This window comes from Pseudomonas sp. AL 58, from assembly GCF_036348395.1.
GTDB lineage: Bacteria > Pseudomonadota > Gammaproteobacteria > Pseudomonadales > Pseudomonadaceae > Aquipseudomonas > Aquipseudomonas defluvii.
The window spans coordinates 34,752-49,669 of the sequence record NZ_JAZBQR010000018.1 but is presented as its reverse complement, the minus strand read 5'-3'; the positions used below and the strand labels follow the sequence as shown (position 1 = coordinate 49,669).

Sequence of the window (14,918 nt, the reverse complement as noted above, 5' to 3'; positions counted from 1 at the left end):
GCGGGTACTGTCTCCTGACCGGTGACTAGGACTTCTCCAGGTTTGCCAGAATGCGTGCATGCACACGCATGCAGATGCTCAACTCCTCTTCATCGACCCCCGTGAACAGCTCGGCACGCAAGGCATTGGCGATGGTTTCGATCTGTTCGATCAGAGGTTTGGCGGGAGGGCAGAGCAAAATTTTCTTCGCCCGGCGATCCTCCAGGACTGCCTGACGACGCACCAGGCCCTGGGCTTCCAGGCTATCGAGCAAACGGGCCAGGGTCGGTCCCTCGACGCCAACACTCTGCGCAAGTTCGCGTTGAGTTGGTGCCTCTTCGAAACGGGCCAGGTGCAGCAGCACCAGCCAACGCGCTTGCGAAAGGTTCAATCCGGCCAAGCGGCGATCCAGTTCGGCGCGCCAGCCACGGGACATCTGCGCCAGCTGCATCCCAAAGCGGTGGTGATCGGTCAACGGCATAACACACTCATCATCAAAAACAATTATTAGTCAGCTAACCATGACCGAGCCCCTTAGGCAAGGCTCTGACACCAGGCATTTTGTCCAACAATCGTTATAAATGATGACATTAGCGGTGTTTTACATCTCAAATTCAGCGGCCAGGGCAGCCCGAACGCAGTACAACACCCCTTCTGGTACTCGTGCCCCGAACTGCCCGGCAATCGCCGAAACTGGCGGCAACTCCCCCTCGCCATCAAGGAACGCGTCCTGAAGCTCAAGCAACAGGTCTTCCGGCAAGTCCAGCGCCTGCTCCAGTGACAGTTCCTGACGACCAATGGCTTCGGCCAGCAGGCTGTAGACGTTTTTTTCACTGCATTGCAGTTGGCCGGCGATCTGGATCGGTGTCATGCCGGCACGGGCCAGGGTTACCAACTCGTGACGCAGATCGACCACAACCCTGGGCGTTTCAGCCTCGCCACCAAGCACCTCAAGGAAGGCCTGACCGTAGCGCTCCAGCTTACGCGCACCGACACCACTGACCCGGGCCATTTCGCTCAGGCTGCTCGGTTGGCTGCGCAGCATTTCGAGCAACGTCGAGTCGGGGAAGATCACGTAAGGCGGCACGCCATGCTCCTCGGCCAACTTGCGCCGCAGCGCACGCAGGGCCTCCCATTGCTCGCGCTCTTCACCACGCACCAACTGGCTCGCCGGGCTGCCGGAGCTGCCAGTGCCTTTGCTGGTCTGCGGTTTGAGATCTCGACGCAACTCCAGGTTGACCTCGCCACGCAGTAACGGGCGGCAACTGTCGGAAAGGCGCAGGCCGCCATACCCTTCAAGGTCGATATCAGCCAGGCCTCGGGCAACCAGTTGACGGAACAGCGAGCGCCACTCCCCTTCCTGGCGCGCCTTGCCGACGCCAAACACCGACAACTGTTGATGGCCAAAACTACGCACTTTTTCGTTATCACGACCGAGCAATACGTCGATCAAATGGCCAACACCATAGCGCTGCCCCGTACGGTAGATGGCCGAAAGGGCCTGGCGTGCCGGCTCAGTCGCGTCCCAGGTCTGTACGCTGTCAACGCAGTTGTCACAATGACCACATGGCTGCTGAAGTTCTTCGTCGAAGTAGTTCAGCAATATCTGACGCCGACAGCGGGTTTCCTCGCACAAGGCCAGCATGGCGTCGAGCTTGTGCTGCTCGATGCGCTTGTGGCGCTCATCACCCTCGGAGTTTTGCAGCATCTGCTTGAGCATCACCATGTCCTGCAGGCCGTAGGCCATCCAGGCATCGGCGGGCAGCCCGTCACGGCCGGCGCGACCGGTTTCCTGATAGTAGGCCTCCAGTGACTTGGGCAAGTCGAGGTGAGCGACAAAACGCACGTTGGGCTTGTCGATACCCATGCCGAACGCAATGGTCGCGACCATGATCAGGCCCTCCTCGTTGAGGAAGCGCCGCTGGTTGCTGGCACGGGTTTCAGCGGGAAGACCGGCATGGTAGGGCAAGGCCGGGAAGCCCTGATCACAGAGAAAGGCTGCAACATCGTCGACTTTCTTTCGCGACAGGCAGTAGACAATACCGGCGTTGCCACGGCGCTCGCCGAGGAACGCCATCAACTGCTTGCGTGGCTGTTCCTTGGGCACAATGCGATAGAAAATGTTCGGCCGATCGAAACTCGACAGAAAGCGTTCGGCATTCTGCAAATGCAGACGGGTAACGATTTCCTCGCGGGTACGCATGTCGGCCGTGGCCGTCAGGGCAATACGCGGCACGTGCGGAAACAGTTCGGCCAACTGCCCCAGTTGCAGGTACTCCGGACGGAAATCGTGGCCCCATTGCGATACGCAGTGCGCCTCGTCAATCGCGAACAGCGCAATCTCCAGGTCGCGCAGGAAATCCAGCATACGCGGCTGAACCAGACGCTCAGGCGCCAGGTAGAGCATCTTGATTTCGCCGCGCCGGATCTTCCCGGCCAGCTCGCGCTGCTGCTCGGCACTCAGGGTCGAGTTCAGCGAGGCAGCCGCCACCCCCAGCTCATCGAGGGTTGCAACCTGGTCTTCCATCAGGGCAATCAGGGGCGAGACAATCACCGCCAGACCATTGCGCAGCAACCCTGGCACCTGATAGCAGAGCGACTTGCCACCGCCGGTAGGCATCAGCACCAAGGCGTCCCCGCCCTTGGCCACACATTCGATGATCGCACCCTGGCGACCACGGAAACTGTCGTAGCCGAAGATATCCTTGAGGACGCGCTGAGCCTGTTCGAGCATAGAAACTCCAAAAATCGCAGAACCATCCTCGCCACAGGCTGGATGAAAAACCGATCCGCCTCATCCGAAAATGCGTAAGCGGCTTTTACCCCGGGACCGCCACGCAGGGCTCCCGACACAAAAGCCGAGCATTATACCCGAGCACCTGCCCGCGCAGGTGCCTCTACGATAGAGCGTCTTCCTTTGCATCGTTTGCACCGCAAGGTGCTAGAATTCATTATCGTTTATTCCCAAGGTAGCCCTGTAATGTCCTTCGCTGAGCAATTGAACCGCCTGCAAGCCTTCCTCGACGCCGACGAGTTGCATGAGGAAGCGCTGGACTACGTTGCCGCTCACGGCTACCTGACCGCGCTGTCGATCTGCGCCGAAGCCGTGCCCGAGCGTGAATGGATCGACGCCCTGTTCTCCGAAGAGCCGCATTACAAGGACGACGCCCAGCGCACCGAGATCGAAACGACGCTGATCAAGCTCAAGGAACACATCGCGCGCCAACTGGCCAGCGACGAGGAGTTCGAGCTGCCATGCGACCTGGACCTTGGCGACGAGCCGGACGACTCCGAGTTGCGCGGCTGGTGCATCGGTTTCATGGAAGGCGTATTCCTGCGTGAAGAAGCCTGGTTCGAGACCGCGGAAGAAGAAGTCAGCGAAATGCTGCTGCCGATCATGGTCGGTTCCGGCCTGTTCGACGAGCAGCCTGAATTTGCCGACATCGCCAGCGATGCCAACCTGATGGACGACATGATCGTGCAGATCCCCGAGGCGCTGACTGCGCTGTATCTGCTCTGCCATGCGCCAGACGAGAAGCCAGCGCTGCTCAAACCCCGCCACCACTGAGTTTTTACCGATGCGTTACCTGCTGCTGGCCATCGGCTGGCTCAGCGTTGCGCTGGGGGTGATCGGCATCTTCCTGCCGGTACTGCCGACCACCCCGTTTCTGCTGCTGGCAGCAGCCTGCTTTGCGCGCAGCTCGCCCCGTTTTCACGACTGGCTGATCAACCACGCCCAACTGGGCCCGTGGATTCGTGACTACCTCAACGGCGAAGGCATTCCCCTGAAAGGCAAGGTCTACGCCATCGGCCTGATGTGGGCAAGCATCAGCCTGTCCTGCTACTTCGTACCCTTGCCTTGGGCGCGTGGTTTCATGCTGACCAGTGCGGTGTTGGTCAGCATCTACATCCTGCGCCAGAAAACCCTGGTTAAACGTTGACAGCCTATGCCATTGGCGGGAACCGCAGCGCTCTGTGCAGGTACTCAGCGCACATGGTTACGCGCGTAGGTCTCACTGCCCATTGCCGCAATCTGCCCTTCGATCAGTGCGTCGAATGGCTTTAGCAACCCGTCAAACACGTCCGGCGCCTCGAGCACGTTCAATGCCTGCACCACCGCCTCCAGCGTCGATAACGCGCCTGGTTCCGGCGCCTTGCGCAACCGGTAACGCGACGGCTGAACGGTTGCCAAGCTGACCCTCGGCAGGCCCGCCAGCAACGGGTTCAGGTGCAACAACTTGCGTGCCTTGCGCCAGGTTCCGTCAGGCACTACCAGCAACCAGGGACGCGAGTCCTGGTCGTTACTGTAGGGGCCAAGCGCTTGCGCTTCATCGCCAGGGAACAGCACGGCAACCCGGTAACCGGGGGTCGCGATCAGATCGTGCAGGTCATCAAACACCTCGCCCACCCGCAACTCGGCATTGCGCAGGCCCAAGCCAGCCAGGCGAGCAGTGTTCAGAGCATGGCGGACTTCACTCGGGTGCTGCAAAAGCACGACGCGTGTACGGCTCTCAAGGCTGGGGATCAAGGGGCAAAGGCAGTGGTTTTGCGGTCGCAGGCAGCGCTCGCAGTTGATTCTGGACATCGATTTCTCCTGAGTGCACAAGTGTGCCACAACAGGCTCGAAAAGCTTACCCACATCCCTGTGGGTAGCCGGGGCTAGCGGTTGAAGCGTTCTGCCAGGCTGTACAGGTAATCAGCCATGTGTTCGAGGTCCTGACTGATCTCTGCTCCCTGCTTGGCCTGATCGGCGCTGTGGTCGCAGAGCTGGGCGATACGGGTAATCTGCTGATTGATGTCCTCGGCCACATGGCTTTGTTGCTCGGAAGCCGTGGCCATTTGTTGGCTCATGCCCGTAATGCGGCTCACGGCCTGGCTAATACCGACCAATGCTGATTGCACGGCCTCAACACGCTGCACACTGTCACGGGAAATCTGCTCGCCCTTGGTCGCGGTGCTCACGGCGCGCTCGGCACCGGAACGCAGCGAGGCAATGATCTGGTGGATTTCCTCGGTGGACGTACGGGTACGCTGGGCCAGCGAGCGAACCTCATCGGCCACGACCGCAAAGCCCCGCCCCTGCTCCCCCGCCCTGGCGGCCTCAATGGCCGCGTTCAGCGCCAGCAGGTTGGTCTGCTCGGCAATCGAGGTGATCACATCCACGACGCTGCCAATCGACTGGGTCTGGTCAGCCAAGGCATGCACTGCCACGCCAATGTTGTTGACCGCTTCGCTCATACTGCTCATCGCTTGCAAACTCTGCTGAGCCAGATCACTGCCCTGCTGAGTCAGCTTGTCAGCATCGGAAGCGGCAATGGCCGTGTTCTGCACATTGTGGGTCACCTCCTGAATCGTCGCAGCCATTTGCGCGATGGCCGTGGCGGACTGGTCGGTCTCATTGCGTTGACGATCGAGCATCTGCGCCTGGGAGCCCGACAAATCGGAAGATTGCGCCGCCCGCGCCTTGACCCCTACACCCGCGTCAACCAACCGGGTCAGTGCAGTCTGCAGCCGGGCCTCCTCACTGATAATGGCCAGCTCCAACTGCCCCAGCAACCCCGCATTGTCACTGTAGGTCAGCGCAACCAGTGGGCTGGTGAAGGCTTTGGGGTGCTCAGCCAAAGTGCGCTTGATGGCGCGGTTCTGTCGCGACTCGGTCAGGTACCAGGCAGCAAGCAGGCTTGCCGCCAACACACCCAGCGCCGCGAATTGCGGCAACCACAGGTACCCTGCTGCCGACACGCCTCCTGCAACCAGCAATGGCCAGCCATGAGCCAACTGGGTGCCCAGCCGTGCAGCGACCGGTAGCGCCGAACGCCCTTGGCGCAAGCGCGCATACAATGCAGAGGCGCGGCGAATCTGCTCACGGCTCGGCACTGAACGTACCGACTCATAACCGCTGATCCGGCCATTTTCATAAATCGCTGTAACGTAGGCACTTACCCAGTAAAAATCGCCGTTCTTGGCCCTGTTCTTGACCACGCCCATCCAGGGCTTTCCCTGTTTGATGGTCTCCCACATATGAGCAAACACCGCAGGCGGCATGTCCGGATGACGTACCAGGTTGTGCGTCTGGCCTACCAGTTCCTCATTGGTAAAACCACTGATCGAGATAAAGGCATCGTTGCAGTAGGTAATGCGGCTGTTCAGGTCGGTGGTGGAGATTAGCCGCTGTTCATTGGGAAAGGTTCTTTCATGCTCAGTTACGGGCAAATTCATGCGCATCTGGGCGTTCCCTGCTTGGAGGAAAATGATAGAAAATCATCAAGCAAAGGAAGGTTTAGCAGAGCCTTTACGGGCGTGATGGCGAAAAAACCCAGAAATTTCCCGATTTTCGAAAAATATTTTCCAGACATACCGTTCAGGCTGGCATGAGCTGTGCCTTGAGCAAATCACGAAAGGTCTGGATCAACGGTTCGCGGCTGCGCCCGCGGCGGATGATCATGGAAAATGGCGCTTGGTAGCCGAAAGTCGCCGGGGACAGTACCCGCAAATCGCCCTTGTCCACCCAGGCCTGTGCATAGTGCTCGGGCAAATAACCAATGTAGGCACCGGACAACACCAGGATCAGTTGTGCCTCCATGCTCTCCACCGTTGCCGCGCTGTGCTTGAAACCATGCCGAGCAAGTTCCGCCTGGCTCCAGTAACCGCGCCCGACCATGCGCTGCTGGGTAATCACTTGCTCGGGAATACGCCGTTGCAGGTAGAGCGGATGGCGATTGCTGCAGTACAACCAGTGTTGCTCGCGGTACAGCGGCTGATACAGCAAGCCACTCATGCGCGTGGAAAACGCGCCAATCGCCAGGTCCAGGCGGTTGTCCTGCACGCCCAACTGCAACTCGTAAGGGCTGGACACCGACAAGTGCAAATGCACCGCCGGGTGCTCCTGACTGTATGCACCAATGGCCTCGGCCAGCGGCAAGGCCCGGTCACCTACCGTGGAATCGATCACACCCAGGTTAAGCGTGCCACGCAACTCGCCTTTGAGCGCTGCAGCGTACTGCTCGAAACCTTCCATTTCCGCCAGCAAGCGCAACGTTTCCTGATGAAACAGTTCACCCTTGCTGGTCAGGCTGAAGCCACCACGCCCCCGATGGCACAGCACGATCCCTAACGCAGATTCCAACTGGCTCATGTAGGTGCTGATGGCCGAGGTCGACAGGTTCAACTCTTGCTGGGCATTGGCGAACCCTTGATGACGCACGACGCTGACGAAGATGCGCAGCAGTTTCAGGTCAGGCAATGCGTTGGCCATATTCGGTTGATCCGTGAGGGGTGGTCTGCAAAGTCTAACCAGCACCGGGCGCATAGTTCATAAAAATCTGAAGTAAGTATTTAGCTGTAGCGATTCTTTTCAACCACTACGTTTTGCAGACTCCGCCACAACCCGGCCTGTGCGCGGTATTTCAGTTGCCTTCCCGCTTCAGCCCGACAGGTTTCAACCACTAAAACTATCGAATCGATGAGGCCAGACCGTGGACAAGATTCTTCATCAACCGCTGGGCGGCAACGAAATGCCACGCTTCGGCGGTATCGCCACCATGCTCCGTCTCCCCCACCTGCAAAGCGCAGCCGGCCTGGATGCCGCGTTTGTCGGTATTCCGCTGGACATCGGCACCTCGCTACGCTCAGGTACTCGCTTCGGCCCACGGGAGATACGTGCCGAGTCGGTGATGATCCGCCCTTACAACATGGCAACCGGTGCCGCCCCCTTCGACTCACTGTCGGTGGCCGACATCGGTGATGTGGCAATCAACACGTTCAATCTGCTCGACGCGGTGCGGATCATTGAAGAGGCCTACGATCAGATCCTGGCACACGATGTGATTCCACTGACCATGGGCGGCGACCACACTGTGACCCTGCCGATCCTGCGTGCCCTCCATAAAAAGCACGGCAAGGTCGGGCTGGTGCATATCGATGCCCACGCCGACGTCAATGACCACATGTTCGGCGAAAAAATCGCCCACGGCACCACCTTCCGCCGCGCAGTCGAGGAAGGCCTGCTGGACTGCGACCGGGTGGTCCAGATTGGCTTGCGCGCCCAAGGCTACACCGCAGAAGACTTCAACTGGAGCCGCAAGCAGGGCTTCAGGGTGGTTCAAGCCGAGGAGTGCTGGCACCAGTCGCTAGAGCCACTGATGGCTGAAGTGCGCGAGAAAGTCGGTGGCGGCCCGGTCTACCTTAGCTTTGACATCGACGGTATCGACCCGGCCTGGGCGCCTGGTACCGGCACGCCAGAAATCGGTGGCCTGACCACCATACAGGCCATGGAGATCATTCGTGGCTGCCAGGGCCTGGACCTGATCGGTTGCGACCTGGTGGAAGTGTCCCCGCCTTATGACACGACCGGCAATACCTCGTTGCTCGGCGCCAACCTGCTCTACGAAATGCTGTGCGTATTGCCGGGCGTGGCACGCCGCTAAAGCAACACCTCCAGGACAACCGCCACGGCAGGAAGCCATGACAGCGCGGCCGCTGACCGGCCCGCTGTACTGAAGAATGCCCCGGGCGGCCATGACCGCCCGCGAGGTCGATCTCACCATAATAAAGACAATCGGAGACACCCCATGGCCCTGGATATTTTCGTTGTACTGATTTATGCCGCCGGCATGCTCACGCTCGGCTGGTATGGAATGCGCCGAGCCAAGACCCATGAAGACTACCTTGTCGCTGGCCGCAACCTCGGCCCGACCCTGTACATGGGCACCATGGCCACCACCGTACTGGGCGGCGCGTCTACCGTTGGCTCTGTACGCCTTGGCTATGTCCATGGTATCTCGGGTTTCTGGCTTTGCGCCGCCTTGGGCATGGGCATCATCGCCCTGAACCTGTTCCTGGCCAAACCGCTGTTGCGCCTGCGTATCTTCACTGTCACCCAGGTACTTGAGCGCCGCTATAACCCCATGGCACGTCAAGCCAGTGCCGCGATCATGCTGGCTTATGCACTGATGATTGGGGTGACCTCTGTCCTGGCCATCGGCACCGTTCTGGAAGTGCTGCTCGACCTGCCGTTCTGGCTGGCCATTGTGCTCGGCGGTGGCGTGGTCGTGACCTACTCAACCATCGGTGGCATGTGGTCACTGACCCTGACAGACATCGTCCAGTTCGTGATCAAGACCGTCGGCCTGATGTTCATCCTGCTACCGGTTTGCCTGTACAAGGTCGGGGGTTGGGATGAGTTGGTGAACAAACTGCCAGAAGCCAGTCTCAGTTTCACAACCATCGGCTGGGACACCATCATCACCTACTTCCTGATCTACTTCTTCGGCATCCTGATCGGTCAGGACATCTGGCAACGGGTGTTCACCGCGCGCGACGAAAAGGTGGCTCAATATGCCGGTACGACCGCTGGCATCTACTGTGTGATCTATGGTCTGGCCTGCGCTCTGATCGGTATGGCAGCACATGTGCTGATGCCTGACCTGAGCAACCCCAACAACGCCTTCGCCGCAGTGATCAAGGGCACCCTGCCCGATGGTATCCGGGGGCTGCTGATGGCTGCCGCCCTGGCTGCCATGATGTCCACCGCCAGTGCTGGCCTGCTGGCAGCCTCCACCACGCTGACCGAAGACCTGCTGCCACGGCTGCGCGGCGGCAAGCAGTCGAGCCTGGGAGTGAACCGTCTGTTTACCTGCCTGACCGGTATCGTTGTGCTGGGCATTGCACTGGTGGTGAACGACGTGATCAGCGCGCTGACCCTGGCTTACAACCTGCTGGTCGGTGGCATGCTGATTCCGCTGATCGGCGCGATCTACTGGAAGCGCGCGACCACTGCAGGCGCAATCACCAGCATGGTGCTGGGTTTCGGCACCGCACTGGTATTCATGTTCAAGGATGGCCTGGAAGCCAATACGCCCATCTACTACAGCCTGGCAATTGGCCTGATCAGCTTCATCGCGGTCAGCCTGATGTCACGCCAGCCCGTGAAAGCAGCAGAACTGGCCTGACCTGAACATACCGTCGCATTCGCCATGATGCGACGGTTTTCAGGCCGATACTGCGCTAGTTTACTTGCGCGGCTGGCGTTTGCGTTGCTCCTCATCACTGGGAATCGGAACCGGTTGCAGCGGTGGCGGAATCAGGCCAAGCGCAACAGCCAGGTCATGTAGCCAGTTATACAGCGCATTTTTCATGACATCCCCCTTACGGGCTATCTGGCGCGGCAAAGAAGTCCTGCGGCGCTTCATAGAGATCATAGCCCGATGTCCTTCTCCGCGCACCGCTGAATCTGACAAAGAAAACACGGCTTGACCTCGATCAAGCGCTGACCATACGGCATTGCACGGGCTCAAGCCGGTCTTCCTGCTGCAACGCCACCCAGGCACTGAGGTTCGCCCCCAGCATGCCCTTGCGCCACATCAACCAGGTGGTGGCCTCGTCGAACGGTGACTGCAAACGGTGAACCGCCACGCTTTCACGCCCCGGCAAGCTCTCCAGCATGGATTGCGACATCAGTGCGACACCGGCGCCGCCAATAACGCAAGCCAACATGCTGGGGTAGGACTCAATTTCCATCACCCGGCCCATGGCCGCATGGTCGTGGGCATACCAGGCTTCAAGACGCATCCGGTACGAACAGCCCTGACGAAAGGTGAATACCGCACGCCCTGCCACGTCGCGGGCACTGCGCACCGGGGGATGATCGGCCTCGGTGATCAACACCAGGGTTTCATCGCACAGCGGCACACCATCCAGGCCCGCCAGGCTCAACGGACCATCGACCAGTGCAGCATCCAGGCGCCCACTGAGCAAGCCTTCAAGCAGTTCACCACTGGGCGCCGCCTGCACCTGCAAATTGACCGCGGGGTAGGCCCGATGATAACGCGCCAGCAAGGCCGGTAAATGGATGGCAGCCGTGCTGTACATGGTGCCAAGCACAAAACTCCCTGCCGGTTGGCCGCCCTGCACTGCGGCAAAGGCCTCATCGTGCAAGGCCAGCAGGCGTCCGGCGTAATCCAGCAACACCTTTCCTGCCGGTGACAACTGCAGACGCTGTCGCTCGCGACGAAACAGCTCTACGCCCAATTGCTCCTCAAGTTGGCGCAGGCGCGTCGACAGGTTGGACGGCACCCGATGCAACTGCTCGGCAGCCCGGGTAACCGAACCCGTCTCGGCAACCGCCTGAAAGATTCTCAGCTGACTGAGCTCCATGGTCATTCTCTAAAAAAGAACAGGTTCATCATAATTATTCAATTTTATTGAAAGTCAATGCGCACTAGCCTGACGGTCATCGAACCTTGCATTGGAGACCCGTCATGTCCCCGACTCTGCGCCTGCTCGCCAGCTTCGTCGCCTTGATGATGGCGATGGGAATTGGCCGTTTTGCCCTGACCCCACAACTGCCACACCTGATCAGCGAAGGTCAGTTGGGCCTCAGTGCTGCCGGGGTGGTGGCGGCAGCCAACTACCTGGGTTACTTCGTGGGCGCGCTGGACGGCATGTTTGCGCGCCGGCCCGGGCAGGTCCGGCTGCGCTTGCTGGCCGGACTGTGGCTGTGTGTACTGCTGACCCTGGCGTCGTTCTGGGCGAACGGCTTCTGGGCGCATATGCTGCTGCGCTTTGGTACCGGTGTGGCCAGTGCCTGGGTGCTGGTGATGATCACCAGCTTAAGCCAGCAGTTGGCCGCGCAAAGCAATCGCCCGCAGTTGGGCGCCTTGGTCTTTGCAGGCCCAGGCATGGGCATCTGCCTGACCGGTTTGCTCGCCCTGTATTCCAACCTACAGGGGCTCGGTTCCGCACCGCTGTGGTTGATCTATGCCGCCACCGCCCTGCTGATGCTACTGGCCATTCTGCCGCTGCTGCCGCAACCCGCAACCGCTACAAATGCAGCGATCAGCCTGGGCGGCAGCACACCGGGAATTGCCCGTCTGAGCGTTATCTATGCGCTGTACGGCACCGGCTACATCATTCCGGCGACCTTCATGTCGCAAATGGCCAATACACACTTCCACGGCCAGTGGCTGGCCGACCTTTTCTGGCCCGGCTTTGGCCTGGCGGCAACGCTGGGTGTGGTGATGGTCAGTCGGCGTCGCCCCGGACAAGGCAGCACGTCACGCTGGTTGATGGTAACGCTATGGCTGCAGGCCGCCGGGGTATTTGCTTGCCTGCTGGGGAACGGCCCCGGCCTGGCGCTGGGCGTGGTGCTATGCGGTACGCCGTTCCTGGCCTGTATGCAGTTGGTGATGCAGCGCTCTCGGGAACTGGCACCACACGCCACCCAACGCAATGCGGGGCTGCTGACCGCTTGTTTTGCCCTTGGTCAACTGAGCGGTCCTTTGCTGGCCGCCCTGAGTACCCAGTTTGCCGCCAGCCTTGAGCCCGCGTTGATAGTCGCAGGCGCCGGCCTGTTGCTGGCGGGCACCCTGCTGTTGTCCCCCGTTACTGGCCGAGCAGGCTGCGCAAACGTCGACGTACCCACTGCTCTGCGCTGACCATCGTGACCCCGAGCAGCACGCAGACGGCCCCAAGTATGAAGTTCAGACTGAGCGGCTCGCCCAGCAGCAGTACCCCAAACGTCACCCCGAACAACGGGGTGATGAAGGAAAACACTGCCAGGTTCGATGCCAGGTAACGGCGCAACAACCAGAACCAGGTCAAGTAACTGAAGAACGACACCACCAGGCCTTGGAACAACAGGCTGCCAACCGATATCGGGGTAAATGTAACCTGGCCGATCTGGCCACTGACCGCGGCGATCATCAGCAGCCCGACAAACCCCACCAACAACTGGTAGAACAGCGTCAGTGTCGCCGGGGCCTCGGACAACCGCGAGCCGCGCACCACGACGGTCGTTGCGCCCCACGCCATGCCGGCCAGCACACCAAAGGCATCCCCGAGCAGCATGCGCCCGTCCAGATGCTCCAGCGATACGCCACCGGCAAATGCCACCGCAATACCGCCAAAGGCCAGCGCAATACCCAGCCATTGCAATGGCCGCAGGCGCTCGCTGGGCAGCAGCCAATGCAAGCCCAGCGCGGTAAACACCGGCGCGGTATAGAGAAACACTGACATATGCGCTGCCGAAGTCAGTTGCAGGCCTTCGGCAATAAACAGAAACTCCAGGCCAAACAACCCGCCGGCCAGCAGACCGCCGCGCCAGGTAGTGCTGACATGCTCCCAACCACCACGCCAGCAGATCAGCAACCCGACCAGCACCGCAGCAATACCGGAACGACCGGCGGCCTGCATCACCGGCACGATGTCGGCCGCAGCCCATTTGATCATGACCTGCTGCATGCCCCAGATCAGGCACAACCCCAGCATGATTTGCAGGGCAAACGCGTCGGTCGCGCGGCGGGTGGTGCTCATGACAGGCACCCCGTCAGCAAAAACAGCATGGGAAACTCTCGGCAACAATGAATTCAGCGCCGATTATCAACGGGTAGTGAGGTGCATTACCAGCTACCGCTCCACATTTGAACGGTGCAGGGGCTTGCCTATGAGGGGATCACGGGCAAGCCCTGCTTCAACACAATGTGTTTTCAGAAGCAGGCCTTGCCGGTGACAAGGTGCCGAATTACTCGGCAGCTGGGGCTGGCTTGCGACGCTTCAGGGGGGCCAGGCCATCCTGGCTTACCAGCGGCGCGCTGGCTTTTTGCCGGTTGGCAGGCTTTTTCTTGGCGACGGCTTTCTTGTCACCTTTCTTGTCAGTCTTTTTCTTCTTGACCCCTACCGCCTTGCCCGATGCCTTGACCTTCTTCGGACCGCTGTAGGTGCCCTTGACCTCCTTGATGACCCGGCGCTCGAAGCTCTGCTTCAGGTAGCGCTCGATGCTGGACATCAGGTTCCAGTCGCCATGGCAGATCAGCGAGATGGCCAGGCCTTCATTGCCGGCACGACCGGTACGGCCGATGCGGTGAACGTACTCGTCACCACTGCGCGGCATGTCGAAGTTGATCACCAGGTCCAGGCCATCAACGTCCAGGCCACGGGCCGCGACGTCAGTGGCAACCAGCACCTTGGCCCCGCCCTGCTTGAGGCGTTCGATGGCCAGTTTGCGGTCTTTCTGGTCCTTGTCGCCGTGCAGCACGAAGGCTTTGAAGTCCTTGGCGACCAGGTGCCCGTAGATACGGTCGGCCATGACCCGGGTGTTGGTGAAGATGATGGCCTTCTGGTAGGTCTCGTTGGCCAGCAGCCACTGAACGATCTCTTCCTTGTGCTGGTTGTGGTCGGCCGTAATGATCTGCTGACGAGTACCTTCGCTGAGCTGGCTGACGTTGTTGAGCATCAGGTGTTCAGGGGTCTTCAGCACTTTGCCGATCATTTCACGCAGGCCCGCGCCGCCGGTGGTGGCGGAGAACAGCAGGGTCTGTTCACGGTTAGGGCACTCGTTGCACAGCCGCTCGACGTCTTCGGAAAAGCCCATGTCGAGCATGCGGTCGGCTTCATCAAGCACAACAACCTGCACGTGCTCCAGCTTCAGGTTGCCGGCATTGAGCTGTTCGAGCATGCGCCCTGGGGTGCCAACCAGAATATCAGGCACCTTGCGCAGCATAGCGGCCTGCTCCTTGAAGTCCTCACCACCGGTGATCATGCCGGCCTTGATGAAGGTGAACTGAGCGAAACGCTCGATTTCCTTGAGGGTTTGCTGGGCCAGCTCACGGGTTGGCAACAGGATCAGGGCACGGATCTCGACACGCTTCTGTTTCAGATCGACCAGGCGGTTGAGCACAGGCAGAACAAAGGCTGCTGTCTTGCCGCTGCCGGTTTGTGCCGTCACCCGCAGGTCACGCCCTTGCAGCGCCAGGGGAATGGCCGCTGCCTGCACCGGCGTCGGCTCGACAAAGTTCAGCTCGGCCACAGCTTTAAGCAGGCGTTCGTGCAGGGCGAATTGGGAAAACACGGGTGTACCTCGGGCAAGTGCAGAAATTCAGTTGCATAGGGTAACGTTTTCCACGGCTGGAGCCGAATTTCTTTTGGCACTGAACGAGAAATAC

At 60.1% G+C, this 14,918-nt stretch carries 13 protein-coding genes and 2 pseudogenes; 5 read left to right on the top strand and 10 right to left on the bottom strand.

The window, feature by feature from the left end; genetic code table 11:
* Window positions 1–25: 25 nt before the first annotated feature.
* Both UIA24_RS18470 and recQ read right to left on the bottom strand, forming a co-directional pair.
* A complete protein-coding gene (locus UIA24_RS18470; RefSeq protein ID WP_065760890.1) occupies window positions 26–460 on the bottom strand; it encodes a MarR family transcriptional regulator in 435 nt (144 codons plus the stop codon).
* Between the two features lie 120 nt (window positions 461–580).
* Window positions 581–2,713, bottom strand: coding sequence for a DNA helicase RecQ (gene recQ, locus UIA24_RS18465; protein WP_330523525.1), 2,133 nt, complete (start codon window positions 2,711–2,713; stop codon window positions 581–583).
* A gap of 246 nt (window positions 2,714–2,959) precedes the next feature.
* Between recQ and UIA24_RS18460 the strand changes: the two genes are divergently transcribed.
* A complete protein-coding gene (locus tag UIA24_RS18460; protein WP_065760888.1) occupies window positions 2,960–3,547 on the top strand; it encodes a UPF0149 family protein in 588 nt (195 codons plus the stop codon).
* 10 nt (window positions 3,548–3,557) lie between these two features.
* Window positions 3,558–3,920: a YbaN family protein gene (locus UIA24_RS18455; RefSeq protein WP_330523524.1), complete on the top strand. Its 363-nt coding sequence runs from the start codon at window positions 3,558–3,560 to the stop codon at window positions 3,918–3,920.
* Window positions 3,921–3,964: 44 nt separating this feature from the next.
* Here the strand turns inward: UIA24_RS18455 and UIA24_RS18450 are convergent, their stop codons facing one another.
* The 4 genes and pseudogenes from UIA24_RS18450 to UIA24_RS18440 form a co-directional block, all read right to left on the bottom strand.
* The gene (locus UIA24_RS18450) at window positions 3,965–4,564 is read right to left on the bottom strand and encodes a tRNA-uridine aminocarboxypropyltransferase (RefSeq protein ID WP_330523523.1); all 600 of its coding nucleotides are present in this window, start codon (window positions 4,562–4,564) and stop codon (window positions 3,965–3,967) included.
* 74 nt (window positions 4,565–4,638) lie between these two features.
* Window positions 4,639–5,613, bottom strand: a pseudogene (locus UIA24_RS23365) (methyl-accepting chemotaxis protein); the annotation flags it as partial.
* A 279-nt stretch (window positions 5,614–5,892) separates the two neighbouring features.
* Window positions 5,893–6,198, bottom strand: a pseudogene (locus UIA24_RS23360) (PAS domain-containing protein); the annotation flags it as partial.
* A 142-nt stretch (window positions 6,199–6,340) separates the two neighbouring features.
* Entirely contained in the window at window positions 6,341–7,234 is an 894-nt protein-coding gene (locus tag UIA24_RS18440; protein WP_065760884.1) for a LysR family transcriptional regulator, read from the bottom strand.
* Window positions 7,235–7,454: 220 nt separating this feature from the next.
* Here UIA24_RS18440 and speB point away from each other — a divergent pair, with 220 nt between their 5' ends.
* Window positions 7,455–8,405, top strand: a complete 951-nt coding sequence (gene speB, locus UIA24_RS18435) for an agmatinase (RefSeq protein ID WP_330523521.1) — start codon at window positions 7,455–7,457, stop codon at window positions 8,403–8,405.
* Between the two features lie 144 nt (window positions 8,406–8,549).
* Entirely contained in the window at window positions 8,550–9,929 is a 1,380-nt protein-coding gene (locus UIA24_RS18430) for a sodium:solute symporter (RefSeq protein WP_330523520.1), read from the top strand.
* Between the two features lie 60 nt (window positions 9,930–9,989).
* Here the strand turns inward: UIA24_RS18430 and UIA24_RS18425 are convergent, their stop codons facing one another.
* Together UIA24_RS18425 and ptrR are read right to left on the bottom strand one after the other, a co-directional pair.
* On the bottom strand, window positions 9,990–10,115 hold the full coding sequence (locus UIA24_RS18425; protein ID WP_256587577.1) for a PA1414 family protein: 126 nt from the start codon (window positions 10,113–10,115) through the stop codon (window positions 9,990–9,992).
* Between the two features lie 124 nt (window positions 10,116–10,239).
* The gene (ptrR, locus tag UIA24_RS18420; RefSeq protein ID WP_330523519.1) at window positions 10,240–11,133 is read right to left on the bottom strand and encodes a putrescine utilization regulator PtrR; all 894 of its coding nucleotides are present in this window, start codon (window positions 11,131–11,133) and stop codon (window positions 10,240–10,242) included.
* 104 nt (window positions 11,134–11,237) lie between these two features.
* Here ptrR and UIA24_RS18415 point away from each other — a divergent pair, with 104 nt between their 5' ends.
* Complete coding sequence (locus UIA24_RS18415) at window positions 11,238–12,413, top strand: MFS transporter (RefSeq protein ID WP_330523518.1); 1,176 nt, start codon at window positions 11,238–11,240, stop codon at window positions 12,411–12,413.
* Here UIA24_RS18415 and UIA24_RS18410 read toward each other — a convergent pair.
* Both UIA24_RS18410 and UIA24_RS18405 read right to left on the bottom strand, forming a co-directional pair.
* Window positions 12,361–13,290, bottom strand: a complete 930-nt coding sequence (locus UIA24_RS18410) for a DMT family transporter (RefSeq protein ID WP_330523517.1) — start codon at window positions 13,288–13,290, stop codon at window positions 12,361–12,363. The two genes, UIA24_RS18415 and UIA24_RS18410, sit on opposite strands and share 53 nt — an antisense overlap.
* Window positions 13,291–13,498: 208 nt before the next feature.
* Window positions 13,499–14,824, bottom strand: coding sequence for a DEAD/DEAH box helicase (locus UIA24_RS18405; protein WP_330523516.1), 1,326 nt, complete (start codon window positions 14,822–14,824; stop codon window positions 13,499–13,501).
* Window positions 14,825–14,918 lie beyond the last annotated feature (94 nt).